This is a genomic window from Bosea sp. 124, assembly GCF_003046175.1.
Taxonomy (GTDB): domain Bacteria; phylum Pseudomonadota; class Alphaproteobacteria; order Rhizobiales; family Beijerinckiaceae; genus Allobosea.
In genome coordinates this window covers 1602272-1617668 of the sequence record NZ_PZZM01000001.1, presented here as the reverse complement: position 1 = coordinate 1617668, position 15397 = coordinate 1602272, and the positions used below count along the sequence as shown (strand labels likewise).

Here is a 15397-nt window from a genome sequence, read left to right as displayed (position 1 = left end):
CATGGTCGGATCGGCGGCTGGCTGGCGTCAGATCATCGTACGGTCGCAGTTGCCGCTTGTCTGGCTTGGAGCTCACCGGCGCGACGGCATGTCGGTGGTTCCCCGCTCATGATTGCGCCGGCCCGCTCGCATCGCGGGGCAGTGCGGTGCCGAGGCTGACCGGCGCGTCCGGAGGCGCCGGATGCGCCCACCAGGGAATGCGCTTCGCCAGCAGGCGCAACGCGTGCCAGTGGATCGCGGCGGTCACCTTCAGGGTCAGCAGCGGATGGCTGGCGAGCAGGCGCAGGAGCTGGCCGTCGCCGAGATCGCGCCGCTGTCCGGACAGCGTCGTGGCGATCAGGCGCCCCTCGGCGTCATGGCCGTCGATGGCGACCGAGACGCGCTCGCCCGGCGGCACGACCTGGAAGGTGTAGCGCATCGAAAGCCCCATGAAGGGCGAGACGTGAAAGGCCTTCCGGGCCTCCTGGCGCAAGGGAGTTGCGGCCGAGCCTGCGGGCGCGACATAGCTGTGGACCTCGCCGAAGGTGTTGTGCACCTCATAGATCGTCGCGCAGAGGTTGCCGTCGGGCTGGTAGCAGAAATAGGTGCTGATCGGATTGAAGCCGTAGCCCAGGATGCGCGGCATCGTCAGCAGCCGGACCGACCCGCCGGCGCAGGAGATTCCGGCGCCGGCCAGCGTCTCCTCGACCTGCTCTCGCAGCGGTCGTCCGCTGCGGTCGCCATAGTCGGCATCCCTGAAGGAATAGAGGTTGAAGCGGTTGCGCGAGAAGAAGCGAAGCCGCGCCGCCAGTCCCTCGATGTCGTCGAGATCGAGCAGCATCCAGAACACCCGGTAGGACAGGGCATGACGCTTCGGCCGGAAGCGGTGATGCCGGACACGGCCGACATAGAGCGTGGATCGCGGGATCACGCCGCCTGCTCCCGCCCAGCGACGAGCGGGATGCGCCCCGATTCATCGGCCACGTCCCAGGGCCGGCGGACGCCGCCCAGGGCTTCAGCGACGGCGAGGCCGGCCTGGAGGCCATCTTCATGGAAGCCTGCCCCGAAATGGGCCCCGCAGAACCAGCTCCGGCGAACGCCCTGCAGCGACCAGAGCCGTGCCTGCGCGCCGAGCGCGGCGGCGTCGAACAGCGGGTGCTCGTAGGTTTCCTCATGCAGGATGGCGTCGCCGCGCAATGCGGCCGGCGGGTTCAGCGTCAGGAACAGCGGGCGCGCCGTCGGCAGAGCCTGCAGCCGGTTCATCCAGTAGGTGACGGCGCAGGCCTCGTCGGGCCGGCTGCGATCGCCGAGATGGTTCCAGCTCGCCCAGGCCCGGCGCCGCTTCGGCATGAGGGCGGCGTCGCCATGCAGCACCGCGCGGTTGCGGCTGTAGCGGAAGGCGCCGAGCAGGGCCGTCTCGGACGCGCTCGGATCGCCGAGCAGGGCCAGCGCCTGATCGGCGTGACAGGCGAAGACGACCTCGTCGAAGCGCTCGCTCCAGCCCTCGCCGATCAGCGTCACATCGTTCGGCTGTCGCCGGACTTGGCGCACCGGCGTACCGGTCCGTATCTCGCCGATGAAGGCCTCGCGCAGCTTCGCGACATAGACCGCGCTCGCGCCCGAAACCGTGCGCCAGACTGGCCGGTCCGTCAGTCGCAGCAGGCCGTGATTGTGATGGAAACGCAGGAAGGCTGCGGCGGGATAGGACAGGATCTCGGCGCAGGGCGCCGACCAGATCGCGGCGGCCATGGGCAGGAGGTGGTCGTCGCGGAATGCTGTGCCATAGCGCCCGGCCGCGAGGTAGTCGCCGAGGGAGAGCGCGCTCATCGGCGTTGCCTGCGAATCCTCTGTCCCCTCCCGATAGAAGCGGCGAATGCCCTGCAGCATGGACCAGAAGCGCGGGCTGAGAAGGTTGCGCGGCTGCGCGAAGAGCCCGCTCAGGCCGGTCCCGCTATACTCGAGACGGCCGCCGTCGAGCGAGACCGCGAAGGACATTTCCGTTGGTTGTGTCGCCACGCCGAGATGCTGCAGCAGAGCGACGAAATTCGGATAGGTCGCCTCGTTGTAGACGATGAAGCCGGTATCGACGGGGGTCTCGTGGCCCTCTGGATCGCGCATGACTACGGTATTGGCATGCCCGCCCAGTCGCGGCGCCGCCTCGAACAGCACGACGTCATGCGCCTGGCCGAGCAGCCAGGCAGCCGAGAGGCCCGAGATCCCGCCTCCGATCACGGCAGTCCTCATCCGTCGTTTCTGGCGCTCGCGCATGCTGCGTCTCCGCTTGTGACCAGCGGTATACGCCGGGGGGCGCGCTCTGGATTTGCCGGGTGCCGGCAGCGCCAATGATCCGCATCGGCGAACCGGATCGACCCGGCCGACGTATCTGCATGAGGCCAGGGTCCGGAGAACTCGATCATGCCCGCAGGCGGTTTCAGGCGAATCGTCGCAGCATTGCGCGACTATGCGGCACATCCCGATCCGCGCGCTGCGCTCGCCAATGCCGTCGCGCTGGTCGTCGCCTCGAACCAGCCCTTCTATCCGCTTTACATCTACTGGACGGTCTCGCCTACGATCTGGCCGAGCTATGTGAGCTTCCTGTCGACGCCGCTCTTCCTGGCTGTGCCGGCACTTATGCGCCGCAGCACCCTGCTCGGCCGGGCGACGCTGCTGTTCGCCGGCATCGGCAACACCGCGCTTTGCCGCGCCGCGCTGGGAGGCGTCTCCGGCGTCGACGTCTTTCTGTTTCCCTGCCTGGTCCTCGCCCTTCTGCTGTTCCGGCGGAGCGAGCGGGCGGTGGGCCTGGGCTTCGCTGCGATCGCGGGCGCCGTCTACCTTGGCCCGGCAGCGCTGCCGGGTGTTGACGGCCATCTCTACGCCGCCGGCGAATACGAGGCGCTGCAGCGCCTGAACTTCATCAGCGCCGCGACCCTGACCGCCCTGATCGGATTGCTGTTCGCCAACATTCTCGAGAACGGAACCCGCCGTCCGTCTGAAACCGAAACGCCGCCCGAAACGTAAGAGGGTCGGGGGTATTCGAAGGGAGTTGCGATGACGAGCTTTCGAAACATCCTGGTCGTCGCCGGTGCGATCACGGCATCGACCGCCGACGCCGCCGAACTCGACGGTGTCTGGCTGCGCGACGACGGCAATGCGCGGGTGCGGATAGCGCCCTGCGGCGACAAGGTCTGCGCGACAAATCTCTGGATCGGCGACGCCAGCAAGGGCGAGGCGGTCGGCGACAAGCTGGTCATGACACTATCACGCGAAGCCGACGGCAGTTTCTCCGGCACAGCATGGGATGCGAAGCGCGACTGGCGTTATTCGATGACGATCCGGGCAACGGAGGGGGCGTTGACCACGCGGGGCTGCCTGCTGGGCGGACTGCTCTGCCGCGATGTGAACTGGAAGGCCGCCGAGTGATCCGCACCGGGTGATCCGCGACGCTGCGCCCGCCGTAAATGGACTATGGTTGCCGCGCTCGCCCTGACAGTCGATGAGATGCGCCACACGAGAATGGCGGTGCAGAGAGGCCCGTTCGTCCCCTTGTTCGACCACAACGCCCTGATCGTTGCGATTGCGCGCTCGGCCGATCGCGAGGCCTTCGCCAGGCTGTTCGACCATTTCGCGCCGCGCGTGAAGGGTCTGCTGATGAAGGCTGGAACCTCCGCGGAACTGGCGGAGGAGGTCGCGCAGGAGACCCTGCTGGCGGTCTGGCGCAAGGCGGCGATGTTCGACCCCGCCAAGGCCAGCGCGGGGACCTGGATCGCGACCATAGCGCGCAACCTGCGCATCGATATCGCCCGGCGCGAGACTCGCTCCCGGCTGTCGCAAGTCTACGAGATTCTCGACGAGGATGGGCCGGAGCAGCCCGATGCTGCCGTTTCGGGCGCCGAGCGCGATGTGCGCATAAGGGCCGCGATGACCGAACTCTCGCCGGATCAGTATCGCGTTGTCGAGTTGGCCTTTCTCGAAGGCCTCAGCCACCAGGATGTGGCCCGGCGCCTCGCCATTCCCCTCGGCACCGTCAAGTCCCGCCTGCGGCTGGCGATGTCGCATCTGCGCGGTAAACTGGAGGATCTGCGATGAGTGTCGCGCATCGCCCCTCGGACGAAGCGCTCGCCGCCTTCGCCACAGGCCAACTGGACGAAGGTCTCGCGCTCGTCGTCGCTACGCATCTCGAGGTCGATGCCGAAAGCAGGCGGCGCCTGCGCGACCTCCAGTCGGTGCAGGGAGCCTTGCTCGATGCGAGTGCCCCTGTCGCGATGCAGGTCCGGGCCAGCGATCTGCTGGCGGGCGACGTGCTGACCCATGGCATCGGCGAACCTCTCCCGGCCGCGGCGGCGCCCGAAGCGGGGTTGCCGCGGGTGCTGCGGCCCTATGCGCTCGGGCCGTGGCGACCGATCGGTATCCGGATCGCGATGCGGCGCGTCGAGGTGCCCGGTGCCGAGGCGCGTGTTTTCCTCTTGCGCGCCGGGCCGGGCGTCGCCCTGCCGCATCACAAGCACAGCGGCCTCGAATGGACGACGATCCTCTCGGGCGCTTATGAGCATGAATATGGTCGCTATGCCGCCGGCGACTTCGACGAGGCCGATGCCGAGCATGTTCACACGCCCCGCGTCGACGCCGTCGAGGGCTGCATCTGCATCGCCGCCGTGACCGGCCATGTGTTGTTTCAGGGCTGGCTCGGGCGGCTGCTGCAACCGCTGGTGCGGCTGTGAGCGCGGTTTCGTTTGCCGCGGCGCTCGTCTTTGCCGCCGTCATGATGGCGGCGGCCATGGCGTTGGCGACGCGGATCGAACGCCGGACCGGGAATTCCGGATGGATCGACGTGGTCTGGAGCTTCGGCCTGGGCACGACCGGGATGCTCGGCGCGCTCCTGCCTTTCGGCGATGCCCCTTTCGAGCGCCGGCTGTTCGTGGCGGCTCTGGCGTTGGGCTGGGCGCTGCGGCTCGGCCTGCACATCGCCGGTCGCACGCGCCGTATCGTCGCCGATCCGCGCTATGCAAGGCTGAGACGGGATTGGGGAGCGCAGGCCGATACGCGGATGGCGCGCCTGCTCCAGATGCAGGCCCTGGCGAGCATCCCGCTCGCGCTCGGCATCCTGCTCGCCGCTCACAGCCCGTCGCCCGTTCCGGGTTGGCGGGATGCCGCGGGCGGCCTCGTTTTCGCCGTCGGTCTCACCGGGGGCGCCATTGCCGACGGCCAGTTGCGCGCCTTCGTCCGGTCGGGCCGGGGCGGCGTCTGTGATCGCGGTCTCTGGGCCTGGTCGCGCCATCCCAATTATTTCTTCGAGTGCCTGCTCTGGTGCGCCTATGCGGTGATCGCGCCGGCCGCCGCCTATCCCTGGGGCTGGCTGGCCCTGCTGGCGCCGGTGTGCATCACGCTGCTGCTCGCCCGCATTTCCGGCATTCCGCCACTGGAGGAGCATATGCTCGCCAAGCACGGCGCGGCCTATCGCGCTTATCAGGAGAGGACCAGCGCGCTGGTCCCGCTGCCACCGAGGGGGTGATGCCGTGACCGTCATGCAGAAGCTTTCCAGCTGGGGCGAGGCGCTGCCGGTTCCCGATCTCGTCAGCCGCGCGGTGATCGCCTCTCTCGTCGCCCGGACCGACCGCGCGCTCGCCTCCGGGCCCGGCGATGCCGCCAGCTTTGCCCGCGAGATGGTGCGTTTTCCGATCGCCCAGCACACCGACGCCGCGAATGCGCAGCATTACGAGGTGCCCGAGAGCTTTTTCGGGCAGGTGCTCGGCCCGCGCCGCAAGTATTCCTGCTGCTACTATCGCAGCCCCGAAGACGATCTCGCCACCGCCGAAGAGACGGCGCTCGCTCTGACCGCCGAGCATGCCGGCCTCGTCGACGGGCAGAGCATCCTCGAACTCGGCTGCGGCTGGGGCTCGCTTTCTTTGTGGATGGCCGAGAACCTGCCTTTGTCACGTATCGTCTCGGTCTCGAATTCGGCATCGCAGCGCGATTACATCGAAGCGCAGGCGAGGGCGCGCGGCCTCCGCAACCTGCAGGTCGTCACCGCCGATATGAACGATTTCGCCATCCCGGACCGCTTCGACCGGATCGTCTCCGTCGAGATGTTCGAGCACATGGCGAACTGGCCGGCGCTGCTCGAGCGCGTGCGTGGCTGGCTCAAGCCCGACGGCAGACTCTTCATCCACGTCTTCGCTCATGCCAGCGGGTGCTATCGTTTCGATGTCGCCGACAGGGCCGACTGGATCGCGCAGCATTTCTTCACCGGCGGTCTGATGCCGAGCGCGACGCTCGCCCATCAGTTTCCCGATCTCTTCACGGTCGAAGAGGAGTGGCGCTGGAGCGGCGAGCATTATCGGCGCACCGCCGATGATTGGCTGGCCAATTTCGATCGCAACCTCCCGGTGATCGATCCGATCCTACAGGCGGTCTACGGCCGGGATGCAACGATTTGGCGTCGGCGCTGGCGATTGTTCTTCCTGGCGACCAGCGGTCTGTTCGGCCATGCGAACGGTGCCGTCTGGGGTGTCAGCCACTATCGCCTGAAGCCGAGCTAGCGCCGAAACCGGCTCGCCGCTGCGAGCTGCCTGTCAAATCCAGCCCCAACCTTCCATCTGGCGTACCGCCGCATAAGCGACCCAGCTGCAGAGGCCGACGACGATCGCGCCATAGGCCATGTCCGCCAAGGTGATGGTCAGCGTCCAGGCCCGCAGCGTCGCGTAATTGGTCAGGTCATAGGTGGCGTATGCGAGGAGGCCGACCAGCGCGCCATTGAGGAGAGCGCTGCCTCCGGAGCCCTCGCGCAGCGCCGGCATCAGCGCGAAATGCACCACGCCCAGCGAAAAGCCGAAATAGAAGAGCACGGCGGGAAGATAGCGAATCTCGTCGAGCAGCATGTCTCCGAGCGCCGGCCGGTAGAGCCGCGACGCCATGGTGCTCAGCCAGATCGCATCGCAGAGACCGAAGGCGAGGAGAAAAGCGACGTAACCGGCGACAAAGCGCATGACGACCTCCACGTGACGGCCTTCCACAGGCTGCAAGCTCATATACGTCGACGACGCCCCGCCGGTTCTGCCGGCGAGGGAGACGCTGCCGACGTCGGCCGTGGCCGATCCGGCGCGGCAGCTTTTCCCGGTTGATCCGCATCAATGTCGCACAGCCGTTTCGGGGCTGTGATGAGCCGCGCCCGGATATGCGCGACGGGGTCATGCCCGTCCGGGTTTCGCGGCGGAAGCGAGGCGGAACGGCCGCCTCGCGGCGTTGAGCCGCGGTCGAACGGAGAGACCATCATGGATCATGTTGCAGTTGCGTCAGCGGCCGCCGGGCTGGCGATGGCGCGCGGTTACAAGGACGTGCTGGTGCATCTCGACGGCACCGCCGAGGATGAGATCCGGATCGCCCATGCCGAGGCGATCGCGGTCCGGTTCGAGGCTCGTCTGACCGGCCTCCACACCAATATTCTTCCCGATATCGGGCTCTATGCCGGTGAGTTCGGCGGCGCCGCCGTCGGCGATATCTCGGATGCGGTTCGCAGGGAAGGCGATCAGGTCCAGGCGAGGTTGACGCAGCGCTTCGCACGCCTTGGCGTCACCGGCGAGATCCGCCGATTGGAGAATTTCCCGGCGTTGCTCGAAGGGGAGGCCGCGACCGAGGCCCGCTGGGCCGACCTGTTCGTTGGCTCTTGCCCCTATGGCGCGGCCGAGCTGGAGCGCTGGGCTCCTCTGGTCGAAAGGGTGCTGTTCGACGGTGGTCACGGGCTTTATCTCGTGCCGCGAGGAGTCAAGCCGCGCCAGGACCTGCGCACGATTCTGGTCGGCTGGGTCGATACCCGGGAGGCTGCGCGCGCCGTCGCCGAGGCGCTGCCGCTGCTCGGGGCGGCGAAACAGGTCCATCTCGCGACGGTCCGCGAATCCGGCAAGGGCCGGCTCGGCGGAGCCGAAGTGCTGGCCGATATCGCCGCCCATCTGGATCGGCACGGCATCCGGGCGACGGTCGGCCTGCTGCCCGACAGCGACGCGCCGGCCATGATGCTCCTCGCCGAGGCTCACCGCATCTCCGCCGACGTGATCGTCGCGGGCGCCTATGGCCATACGAGGCTGCGCGAATGGGTCCTGGGCGGGGCGACCTATGATCTGCTCCAGAGTTCGGACCTGCCGATCCTGATGGCGCATTGAGGCCCTGCGCCGCGGACGCGCGATCGCTCGGCTGACTTGACGCCGATCAAATCGCGGTCACCGTCTGCGTGGCAATTTAACGAGATCGAAGACGCCGATGGCTCGCGGACCCCGCGCGCCGGGTCGGCGCGGGAGAATGCCGCCATGTTCGTCGAATCCATCATGACCACCCCTGTGATCAGTGTCGAACCCTCGGCCTCGATCAGCGCCGCCGCCCGCCTGATGCTGGGCCATCGCATCAGCGGCCTGCCGGTGGTGCGCAGCGACGGCACGCTCGTCGGCATGGTCAGCGAGGGCGATTTTCTGCGGCGCGGTGAACTCGGCACCGAGCGGAAGCGATCCTGGTGGCTGGAATTCCTCGTTGGGCCCGGCAAGGCCGCCGACGAATATGTGCATGCCCATGGCCGCAGGGTCGAGGAGGTTATGGCGACCGATATCGTCACGACGCGCCGGGACGCGACGCTCGACAATGTCGTCGAGACGATGAGCCGACGCCGCATCAAGCGCCTGCCGGTCGTCGAGAACGGCAAGTTGGTCGGGATCGTCGCGCGCTCCGACCTGCTGCGTGCCATGGCCGATGCGCTGCCGGCGGCCGATGCCGCGGTCGCGGACGATGAACGCATCCGCGCGGACATCGTCAGAGAACTTGCAAGGCAGAGCTGGGGCGGCCGGATGATCCATGTCCATGTCGACCACGGCGCGGTCGAGCTGAGCGGCGCGATCTTCGACGAACGCGAGCGCCAGGCCGCTCATGTCGTCGTGGAGAACGTCGATGGTGTGACGTCGATATCCGACCAGCTCGCATGGATCGAGCCGATGTCGGGCACCGTGATCATGCCGTCCGATTTCACCTCCGCCGAGCCGGGCTCCTCCCGCCTGCCTCCGGCATGAAGGCAGGCGCGGGAGCCGATCGGATGGCCGAGACCGCGCCTGCGACCGGGGATGCCGTCATCAGCGTGCGTGGCCTCGACGTCGCCTTCGGCGACAAGACCGTTCTCGACCATCTCGACCTCGATGTGATGCGCGGGGAGATCCTCGGCATCATCGGAGCTTCCGGCTCCGGAAAATCGGTTCTGACGCGCACCATCCTCGGCCTCCTCCCCAAGCGCAGCGGCGAAATCTCGCTCTTTGGACAGGATCTGGACCGCGTCTCGGACGACGAGAGACGCCAGATCGAGCAGCGCTGCGGCGTGATGTTCCAGCAAGGCGCACTCTTCTCCTCGCTGACGCTCGCCGAGAATGTCCAGGTTCCGATGCGCGAATGCCTCTCGCTGTCGCCGGCCCTCCTCGCCGAGATGGCGGCGTTGAAGCTCGACATGGTCGGGCTGCCACCGGACGCGGCCGATAAATATCCGGCCGAGCTGTCCGGCGGCATGACGAAACGCGCCGCCCTGGCGCGCGCGCTCGCGCTGGACCCGGATATCCTGTTCCTGGACGAGCCGACCTCGGGCCTCGATCCGATCTCCGCCGACGCCTTCGACCAGCTCATCGTGACGCTGAAGGCGAGCCTCAACCTCACCGTGATGATGATCACGCATGACCTCAGCACCCTCCATGCGGCCTGCGACAGGATCGCGGCGATCGCCGGCGGCAAGATCGTGGCGATCGGGACGCTTCAAGACCTGCTCTCCTGCGAGCATCCCTGGGTGAAGGCGTATTTCGAAGGCGAGCGCGGCCGGACGATCTTCGCGGACAAGCTCGCGCCGCCCGATGTCGCCGCGAGCCCGGCCTGATCTCGCCAGTCCTGCGGTCGCCGGCCCTGGTGCGCGCCGGGAACTGATCTGAATCAAGTCCTCTCGCGTGCAAGGCTGCCATCATGCTGCGGCGCCGCCGGCCCGGTTGCGGCGGCGCTACGGGACGTGCTGACGATGGAGCGCCCAAAGGCCCCGGCATTCGGCCTCTTTCCAGACCTGCGCCTGGCGCAGCGAGTGGCGATGGACGGGCTGCGCAGCCTGCAGACCGGCACGCTCGATCTCCTCGGCTTCGGCGCGCAGGAATGCCCGTATGAGGTGATCGCTTCCGGCCCGCACTGGCGGCTGCGGCATTATCCAGGGCCGCAGACCGGCGCCTCGGTCCTGCTGGTTCCGGCGCCGATCAAGCGATCTTTTATCTGGGATCTCGCTCCCGGCGTCAGCGCGGTCCGCTTCTGCCTCGAACGCCAGTTCGGCGTCCATCTCATGGAATGGCTCCCGCCTGAGGAAGGCGACGGCCATGCCGGCATCGATGACTACGCGGGAGCGCTCGTCGCGGCCGGCAACGCCATTGCGGCACGCCATTCAGGCCTTCCGCCCTTCGTCCTGGGCCATTCGCTCGGCGGTACGCTCGCCGCCATCGCCTGCGCGCTGCAGCCCGTTCTCGCCCGCGGCCTGGTTCTGCTCGGTGCGCCGATCAGCTTCGAGCCGCGCTCTAGCCATTTCCGCGACCTCGTCGTCGCCCAGGATGGCGACATCCCGGAGGACGATACGGTGGCGGGCTCGCTGCTCTCGCAGTCCTGCGCGCTTCTGGCGCCCGAGACCTTCGTCTGGCCCCGATTGATGGACGCAGCCTTCAGCCTCGCCGATCCCGCCGCGCTGAACACCCATATCCGCGTCGTGCGCTGGGGGCTGGAGGAGGTGCCGCTTCCGGGTCGGCTCGTCCACCAGATCGTCGAATGGCTCTATCGCGAGGACCGCTTCCGCCGCGGCACGCTCACCGTCGCGGGCAGGACGCTCGGACCCGACGATCTCCGCATCCCGATGCTGGCCGTCGTCAATCCCGCAGACGAGATCGGCCCGCGCGCGGCGGTGGAGCCCTTCTTTGCGAGGATGGCGACGGGGAACACGAGAATCATCGAGCACCCGGCCGAAATCGGGATCGGGCTGCAGCATCTGGCGATTCTCGCCGGGCGCCGCGCCCATGCCGAAACCTGGCCCGCGATCGCCGACTGGATGGCAGCCAACGCCTGAGCCGGCGTCCGGGTCGGGCTCGGCCTGCGCCGCCTATCCCCGGAACGCCCCGCCGCCGTCGACATCGAGCACCGTGCCGCTGACATAGCCGCAGGCCGGCGAGGCCAGGAAGGCCGCGGCATTGGCGATCTCGTCGGGTTCGATCAGCCGGTTCAGCGGCAGGCCGGTCAGCATCTCCTCCCAGCGTGCCTCGTCGCCGAACTTGATCTTCGCCCGCGTCTTGCTGAGCGAGATGATGCGGTCCGTCCGCGTCTGCGCCGGGTTGACCCCGAAGACGCGCACGCCCCATTCCACCGACCTGCCGCCGACCGCGCCCGTGAACGCCATCAGCGCCGCATTGCCGGTTCCACCGCAGACATAGTCGTAGCGCGGGCTGCGCCCGGCCCCGCCGATGATGTTGACGATGACGCCGCTGCCGCGCTCCTTCATGCCGGCCAGATAGAGCTTGGTCAGGTGGATATAGCCCATCACCTTGAGTGCCCAGGCCTGATCCCAGGTCTCCATCGACAGGTCGAGCAGCCCGCCGGCGGGAATGGCCCCGGCATTGTTGACCAGGATGTCGATGTCGGGGAAGGCGGCGGCGAGGCGCTCGCGCTCGCTGTCGGCCGAAAGATCGGCGGCGTGAGTCATGACGCGGTTGCCCTCGCCGAGCGCCGCTGCCGTGGCGGAGAGCCGCGCGGCGTCGCGGGCGATGAGGACAATCGAGCAGCCTTCCGCCAGGAAGACGCGGGCGCAGGCCTCGCCGATGCCCTTCGAGCCGCCGGTAATCAGGACGCGGCGTCCGCTCAGTTTCAGATCCATGGGATGCTCCCTCGATGCGGCCTTAGGGCGGCCCGTTCGTATCGAGCCGCAGGCTAGCTGAAACGCCGCCGGCCTGCGCCGGAGCCCGACGCACGGGCGTGCGCCACGCAGCGCATGCGGGCTCGCCAGCCAACTCCTGCGCCCCACCGGCGGGAGGACCGCTCTCCGTCATTTGGATGACGAAGCACCGGCAGCAACGGCGCTAGGCTGTGAACGATCGGCTTGGGGGAGAAGATCAATGGCTGCCTGTCAAGGCGCGGCCAAAATCGCAAGCGCTTGCGACGGCTCGCCAGAGCCGACCCGCGGAGTTTGCCGGTCTGCGCTGGCCGCCCGGTCTCTAGACGCGCGGGCGCAGCGGCAGGACGGCGCCGCGCAGCAGCGAGACGAGCTGGCTTTGCTGCCGTGTCTGGGTCTTCTGGAAGATGCGGGCGAGATGCGTCCGCGCGGTCGAGATGCGCACGCCCTGAGCCTCCGCAGCCTGCGTCAGCGACAGCCCGCTCGCGAGCGCCGAGGCGAAGCGCGCCTCGCTTTCGGTCAGGTTGAAGAGCTGCCGGCTGCTGGCCACGAGATCGGTCGCCATGCCGAGTGGACGCAGCGCGATCATCGCTTTCGCCGACGGAGGCGTGCCGGCCTGAGCAGCGGCGGCAGGCAGCACGCAGGCCGAAAGGGCAGGGGCATCGTCGCCGGCCCCCTGGATGATCATGCTGCTGCGGTGCTCCTCCAGAGGGTCGACAACGCTCCGCAGCGCGGCTTCGACGAGGCGCTTCAACTGGCGCTGGTCGGCGGGCTGGCGCGCGAACAGGCGGCCCTGACGGAGTCCGACGGCGCTGTCGGGGTCGGACAGGATCTCGTCTGCGCCTTCATTCGCATAGGAGACCTGCAGGTCTCGATCGACGATGACGATTGCCATCGCCAGGGCGTCGAGCGCGCCACGCGCCTCGTCCCGCTGCAACTTCAGGTGCCCGACCTGCCGGCTGAGCTCCGCGACTTTCCGCAGCAGCGGCGAGAACCGCGCGAGCAGGGCGGTGTCGTCCGCGCCGAAGGGTTCCTGGCGTTGTCCGCGTTGCACGTCGAAGAACCAGTAGGAGGCGCTGGTCTCGGCGAGGCGGCAGGCGATCCCGCCATACATGTCCTGCGGCGCCATCCATTCGCGCCAGGCCCGGCTGGACCGGAGCACCTCTTCGCCGAACAATTCGCTGTCGCGATAGACCGCGCCGACCGGGACGCTGCGCAGGGTCTCGCCCAGCCTGATGAAATCCTCGGCGAGGTCCTCGTAGCAGCGGCGCTGCATGGCCTCGTCGCTGTTCGTACTGACCGCATCGGCGGCCGACATGCCGGGTCCGACACGGGCGAGGCACGCTTTCGAGCCATTGAAGAGCTGGCGCAACTGCTCGACCGCCGACGGCATCTGCTCGGCGTCGAACGCCCCGGCGAGAAGGCTGTCGACGGTGGACATGACCGCTTCGACGCTTGGACCCGACATGACCGTTCCTCACCTTCGTGGAGCCTGCCACGGCACGCTCGCGACGGTGAAGGTAGCAATATGGACTGCTTCCGGAAAGTCCAAAAGCAATCCATAAAAAGAAGCGAATTTCAGGGCTGCATTCCGAGCAACTGGTCGATATCGGCTTGGGTCCCCAGCGCCTCGAAAACCCCGGCCCGCCGGGTCGCGATCGCGCCGGCGGCTGCCGCCTGGCGCAGCGCATCGGCGGTCGCGAGTCCCCGCGACAGCGCAACGCCGAGCGTCGCGGCGAAGGCGTCGCCGGCACCCAGCGAATCGACGGCCTCGACCTGCAGCGCCGCTTGCCCGATGGCGCCTTCGGCAGTCACCGCGACGGCGCCGGCCGCTCCCAGCGTCAGCACGACGAGCTCTGGCCCCAGCGCCAGCAGCGCCGGCCCGAGTTCCGCGACGAAACGGCCGGGCTCGGCAGGCGCACTTGCGCCGGGCAGGATCTCGGCCGCAAGCGCCTCGGCCTCGGTCTGGTTCAGCACCAGCACATGGGTGTCCGCCAGCATCTCCGCCGGGATAGCGCGGAACGGCGAGGGGTTGAGCAGGGTCGGGACGCCGGCCTGCCGCGCCAGGGCGAAGGCCGCGCGGATCGGCTCGTCGGCGATCTCGAACTGCGCCATCACCATCGCCGCGGCGGCGATCCGCGCGGCCGCCTCGCGGACATGGCCGGCCGAGAGCGCGCGATTGACGCCGGCATCGACGGCCAGGCAGGTTTCGCCCTGCGCATCGGTGAAGCCGACGCCGCTTCCGGTCTTGCCGGGCAGCCGGATCAGCATTGTCGCAGGCAGGCTGGCCTTCGCCAGCGCCGGTGCCGCGAAGGCGGAAGCGATGTCGTCGCCGACGGCGAGCAGCCCGTCGACCCCGGCGCCGAGGCGTCTTGCCGCTACAGCGAGGTTCAATCCCTTGCCTCCGGGCTCGATTGTCACAATATCGGCGGCGAGCGACTCTCCGGGGCGGGGGAAGCGCGAGACCTTTGCCGAACACGACACCACGAAGCTACCTAGGACGAAAATCGATTCGTCGGCCATTGCGTTCGATCCCTCACATGTTTCCGGCATAGTCATCGCCACTGCGCACATTCATGCACCCACCGACGCCCTTATCGAACGTCCCGTCGAAGCCGCCGTTCCAGGACCTGCTGGAGCTGCGCGACGACACCGCCAAGCCCCTATACCAGCAGCTTGAAGATCAGCTGACGCGGCTGATCGGCGACGGGACGTTGCCTCCGGGTACCACGCTGCCGGCCGAGCGCCAGCTCGCCGAACGGCTGCAGATCAGCCGCGCCACGGTGCAGCGCGCCTACAACGCCCTGCGCGAGCGCAAATTGCTCAGCGCCCAGGGGCGGCTGGGGTCGATTGTGCAGGGGCCGGGCTCGCGCCTCCATTCGGGCATGGACCGGCTCAAGGGCTTCACGGAGGAGATGCGGGACCTCGGCCGCGTTCCGACCTCGCGCATCCTTGAGCGGGTGGTGGTGTCCGACCGCTCGATCGCCTCGATCTTCGGCCGCTCCTCCCATGCCCGCTTTCTCAAGCTCGTCCGCGTGCGCAGCGGCGACGGCACGCCGATGTCGCGCGAGGTCGCCTGGTACAATCTCGAACGCGCGCCCGAACTCGAGCACGCCGACCTGAGCCGGTCCGTCTATGCCGAGCTGGCGCGGCTCGGAACCCCGCTGGAGCGCTGCGAGCAGACCATCGAGGCGGCGGCGCCCACCCCGGACGAATGCGCCATCTTCGGCTTCGCCGAGCCCTTGCCCTGCCTGCTGATCAAGCGCCGCAGCTTTGGCCGCGACAGCGACATGCTCGAATATGTCGAGGGCCTGTTTCGCGGCGATGCCTACACCTACAAGCTGTCGCTGCGCATCTGAGCCCACGAGGGCCGAGGCTTCCCCGCCAATCATCGCCTACGCTGCCGTTGAACCGTTCGCGGTCGTGGCGCGACCAAAGGGAGACGGCCGACTCTTCAGCCTGTCACGGCCGGGTCCGGCGCACTGTTACGTGAGGCACAGCGAA

General features: G+C 68.2%; 17 protein-coding genes. 11 read left to right on the top strand and 6 right to left on the bottom strand.

The features are described from left to right. Positions 1–106 precede the first annotated feature (106 nt). Together C8D03_RS07555 and C8D03_RS07550 are read right to left on the bottom strand one after the other, a co-directional pair. The gene (locus C8D03_RS07555) at positions 107–910 is read right to left on the bottom strand and encodes a DUF1365 domain-containing protein (protein ID WP_108045713.1); all 804 of its coding nucleotides are present in this window, start codon (positions 908–910) and stop codon (positions 107–109) included. Next, positions 907–2247: an NAD(P)/FAD-dependent oxidoreductase gene (locus C8D03_RS07550; RefSeq protein WP_108045712.1), complete on the bottom strand. Its 1341-nt coding sequence runs from the start codon at positions 2245–2247 to the stop codon at positions 907–909. Before C8D03_RS07550 ends, C8D03_RS07555 begins: the two co-directional genes overlap by 4 nt. Positions 2248–2394: 147 nt before the next feature. Here C8D03_RS07550 and C8D03_RS07545 point away from each other — a divergent pair, with 147 nt between their 5' ends. From C8D03_RS07545 to C8D03_RS07520, 6 genes are all read left to right on the top strand, one after another. Next, complete coding sequence (locus C8D03_RS07545; protein ID WP_108045711.1) at positions 2395–2997, top strand: hypothetical protein; 603 nt, start codon at positions 2395–2397, stop codon at positions 2995–2997. Between the two features lie 30 nt (positions 2998–3027). After that, positions 3028–3399 (top strand): DUF2147 domain-containing protein, encoded by a 372-nt coding sequence (locus tag C8D03_RS07540; RefSeq protein ID WP_108045710.1) that lies wholly within the window; start codon positions 3028–3030, stop codon positions 3397–3399. A 99-nt stretch (positions 3400–3498) separates the two neighbouring features. Further along, the gene (locus C8D03_RS07535; RefSeq protein WP_248308389.1) at positions 3499–4065 is read left to right on the top strand and encodes a sigma-70 family RNA polymerase sigma factor; all 567 of its coding nucleotides are present in this window, start codon (positions 3499–3501) and stop codon (positions 4063–4065) included. After that, the gene (locus C8D03_RS07530) at positions 4062–4697 is read left to right on the top strand and encodes a ChrR family anti-sigma-E factor (RefSeq protein ID WP_108045709.1); all 636 of its coding nucleotides are present in this window, start codon (positions 4062–4064) and stop codon (positions 4695–4697) included. Before C8D03_RS07535 ends, C8D03_RS07530 begins: the two co-directional genes overlap by 4 nt. Further along, a complete protein-coding gene (locus tag C8D03_RS07525) occupies positions 4694–5488 on the top strand; it encodes a DUF1295 domain-containing protein (RefSeq protein ID WP_248308388.1) in 795 nt (264 codons plus the stop codon). Before C8D03_RS07530 ends, C8D03_RS07525 begins: the two co-directional genes overlap by 4 nt. A 4-nt stretch (positions 5489–5492) precedes the next feature. Next, positions 5493–6515, top strand: coding sequence for an SAM-dependent methyltransferase (locus C8D03_RS07520; RefSeq protein WP_465246430.1), 1023 nt, complete (start codon positions 5493–5495; stop codon positions 6513–6515). A gap of 33 nt (positions 6516–6548) precedes the next feature. Here the strand turns inward: C8D03_RS07520 and C8D03_RS07515 are convergent, their stop codons facing one another. Next, positions 6549–6962, bottom strand: coding sequence for a DUF2177 family protein (locus C8D03_RS07515; protein ID WP_108051333.1), 414 nt, complete (start codon positions 6960–6962; stop codon positions 6549–6551). Positions 6963–7247: 285 nt separating this feature from the next. Here C8D03_RS07515 and C8D03_RS07510 point away from each other — a divergent pair, with 285 nt between their 5' ends. The 4 genes from C8D03_RS07510 to C8D03_RS07495 all read left to right on the top strand — a co-directional run bounded on the left by C8D03_RS07510 (position 7248) and on the right by C8D03_RS07495 (position 11077). Next, positions 7248–8132 carry a universal stress protein gene (locus C8D03_RS07510; RefSeq protein ID WP_248308387.1) on the top strand — a complete coding sequence of 295 codons (885 nt, stop codon included), beginning with the start codon at positions 7248–7250 and terminating at the stop codon, positions 8130–8132. Positions 8133–8276: 144 nt separating this feature from the next. Beyond that, positions 8277–9023 carry a CBS domain-containing protein gene (locus tag C8D03_RS07505; RefSeq protein WP_108051331.1) on the top strand — a complete coding sequence of 249 codons (747 nt, stop codon included), beginning with the start codon at positions 8277–8279 and terminating at the stop codon, positions 9021–9023. Between the two features lie 23 nt (positions 9024–9046). After that, positions 9047–9865, top strand: coding sequence for an ABC transporter ATP-binding protein (locus C8D03_RS07500; RefSeq protein WP_108045706.1), 819 nt, complete (start codon positions 9047–9049; stop codon positions 9863–9865). 135 nt (positions 9866–10000) lie between these two features. Next, the gene (locus C8D03_RS07495) at positions 10001–11077 is read left to right on the top strand and encodes a serine aminopeptidase domain-containing protein (protein ID WP_181300759.1); all 1077 of its coding nucleotides are present in this window, start codon (positions 10001–10003) and stop codon (positions 11075–11077) included. Between the two features lie 33 nt (positions 11078–11110). Here C8D03_RS07495 and C8D03_RS07490 read toward each other — a convergent pair whose 3' ends face one another. The 3 genes from C8D03_RS07490 to C8D03_RS07480 form a co-directional block, all read right to left on the bottom strand. Continuing rightward, the gene (locus C8D03_RS07490; RefSeq protein WP_108045704.1) at positions 11111–11878 is read right to left on the bottom strand and encodes a short-chain dehydrogenase/reductase; all 768 of its coding nucleotides are present in this window, start codon (positions 11876–11878) and stop codon (positions 11111–11113) included. Between the two features lie 337 nt (positions 11879–12215). After that, positions 12216–13334 (bottom strand): helix-turn-helix transcriptional regulator, encoded by a 1119-nt coding sequence (locus tag C8D03_RS07485; RefSeq protein WP_108045703.1) that lies wholly within the window; start codon positions 13332–13334, stop codon positions 12216–12218. A gap of 137 nt (positions 13335–13471) precedes the next feature. Continuing rightward, positions 13472–14416 (bottom strand): PfkB family carbohydrate kinase, encoded by a 945-nt coding sequence (locus C8D03_RS07480; protein ID WP_108045702.1) that lies wholly within the window; start codon positions 14414–14416, stop codon positions 13472–13474. A gap of 53 nt (positions 14417–14469) precedes the next feature. Between C8D03_RS07480 and C8D03_RS07475 the strand changes: the two genes are divergently transcribed. After that, positions 14470–15252, top strand: coding sequence for a GntR family transcriptional regulator (locus C8D03_RS07475; protein WP_108045701.1), 783 nt, complete (start codon positions 14470–14472; stop codon positions 15250–15252). Positions 15253–15397 lie beyond the last annotated feature (145 nt).

Bases quoted from the DNA above. Each gene is read 5' to 3' on its own strand.
- C8D03_RS07485 (WP_108045703.1), bottom strand. From the start codon at position 13,334: ATGTCCACCGTCGACAGCCTTCTCGCCGGGGCGTTCGACGCCGAGCAG.
- C8D03_RS07500 (WP_108045706.1), top strand. From the start codon at position 9,047: ATGGCCGAGACCGCGCCTGCGACCGGGGATGCCGTCATCAGCGTGCGT.
- C8D03_RS07505 (WP_108051331.1), top strand. From the start codon at position 8,277: ATGTTCGTCGAATCCATCATGACCACCCCTGTGATCAGTGTCGAACCC.
- C8D03_RS07545 (WP_108045711.1), top strand. From the start codon at position 2,395: ATGCCCGCAGGCGGTTTCAGGCGAATCGTCGCAGCATTGCGCGACTAT.
- C8D03_RS07530 (WP_108045709.1), top strand. From the start codon at position 4,062: ATGAGTGTCGCGCATCGCCCCTCGGACGAAGCGCTCGCCGCCTTCGCC.
- C8D03_RS07490 (WP_108045704.1), bottom strand. From the start codon at position 11,878: ATGGATCTGAAACTGAGCGGACGCCGCGTCCTGATTACCGGCGGCTCG.
- C8D03_RS07510 (WP_248308387.1), top strand. From the start codon at position 7,248: ATGGATCATGTTGCAGTTGCGTCAGCGGCCGCCGGGCTGGCGATGGCG.
- C8D03_RS07480 (WP_108045702.1), bottom strand. From the start codon at position 14,416: ATGGCCGACGAATCGATTTTCGTCCTAGGTAGCTTCGTGGTGTCGTGT.
- C8D03_RS07475 (WP_108045701.1), top strand. From the start codon at position 14,470: ATGCACCCACCGACGCCCTTATCGAACGTCCCGTCGAAGCCGCCGTTC.
- C8D03_RS07550 (WP_108045712.1), bottom strand. From the start codon at position 2,247: ATGCGCGAGCGCCAGAAACGACGGATGAGGACTGCCGTGATCGGAGGC.
- C8D03_RS07495 (WP_181300759.1), top strand. From the start codon at position 10,001: ATGGAGCGCCCAAAGGCCCCGGCATTCGGCCTCTTTCCAGACCTGCGC.
- C8D03_RS07515 (WP_108051333.1), bottom strand. From the start codon at position 6,962: ATGCGCTTTGTCGCCGGTTACGTCGCTTTTCTCCTCGCCTTCGGTCTC.
- C8D03_RS07540 (WP_108045710.1), top strand. From the start codon at position 3,028: ATGACGAGCTTTCGAAACATCCTGGTCGTCGCCGGTGCGATCACGGCA.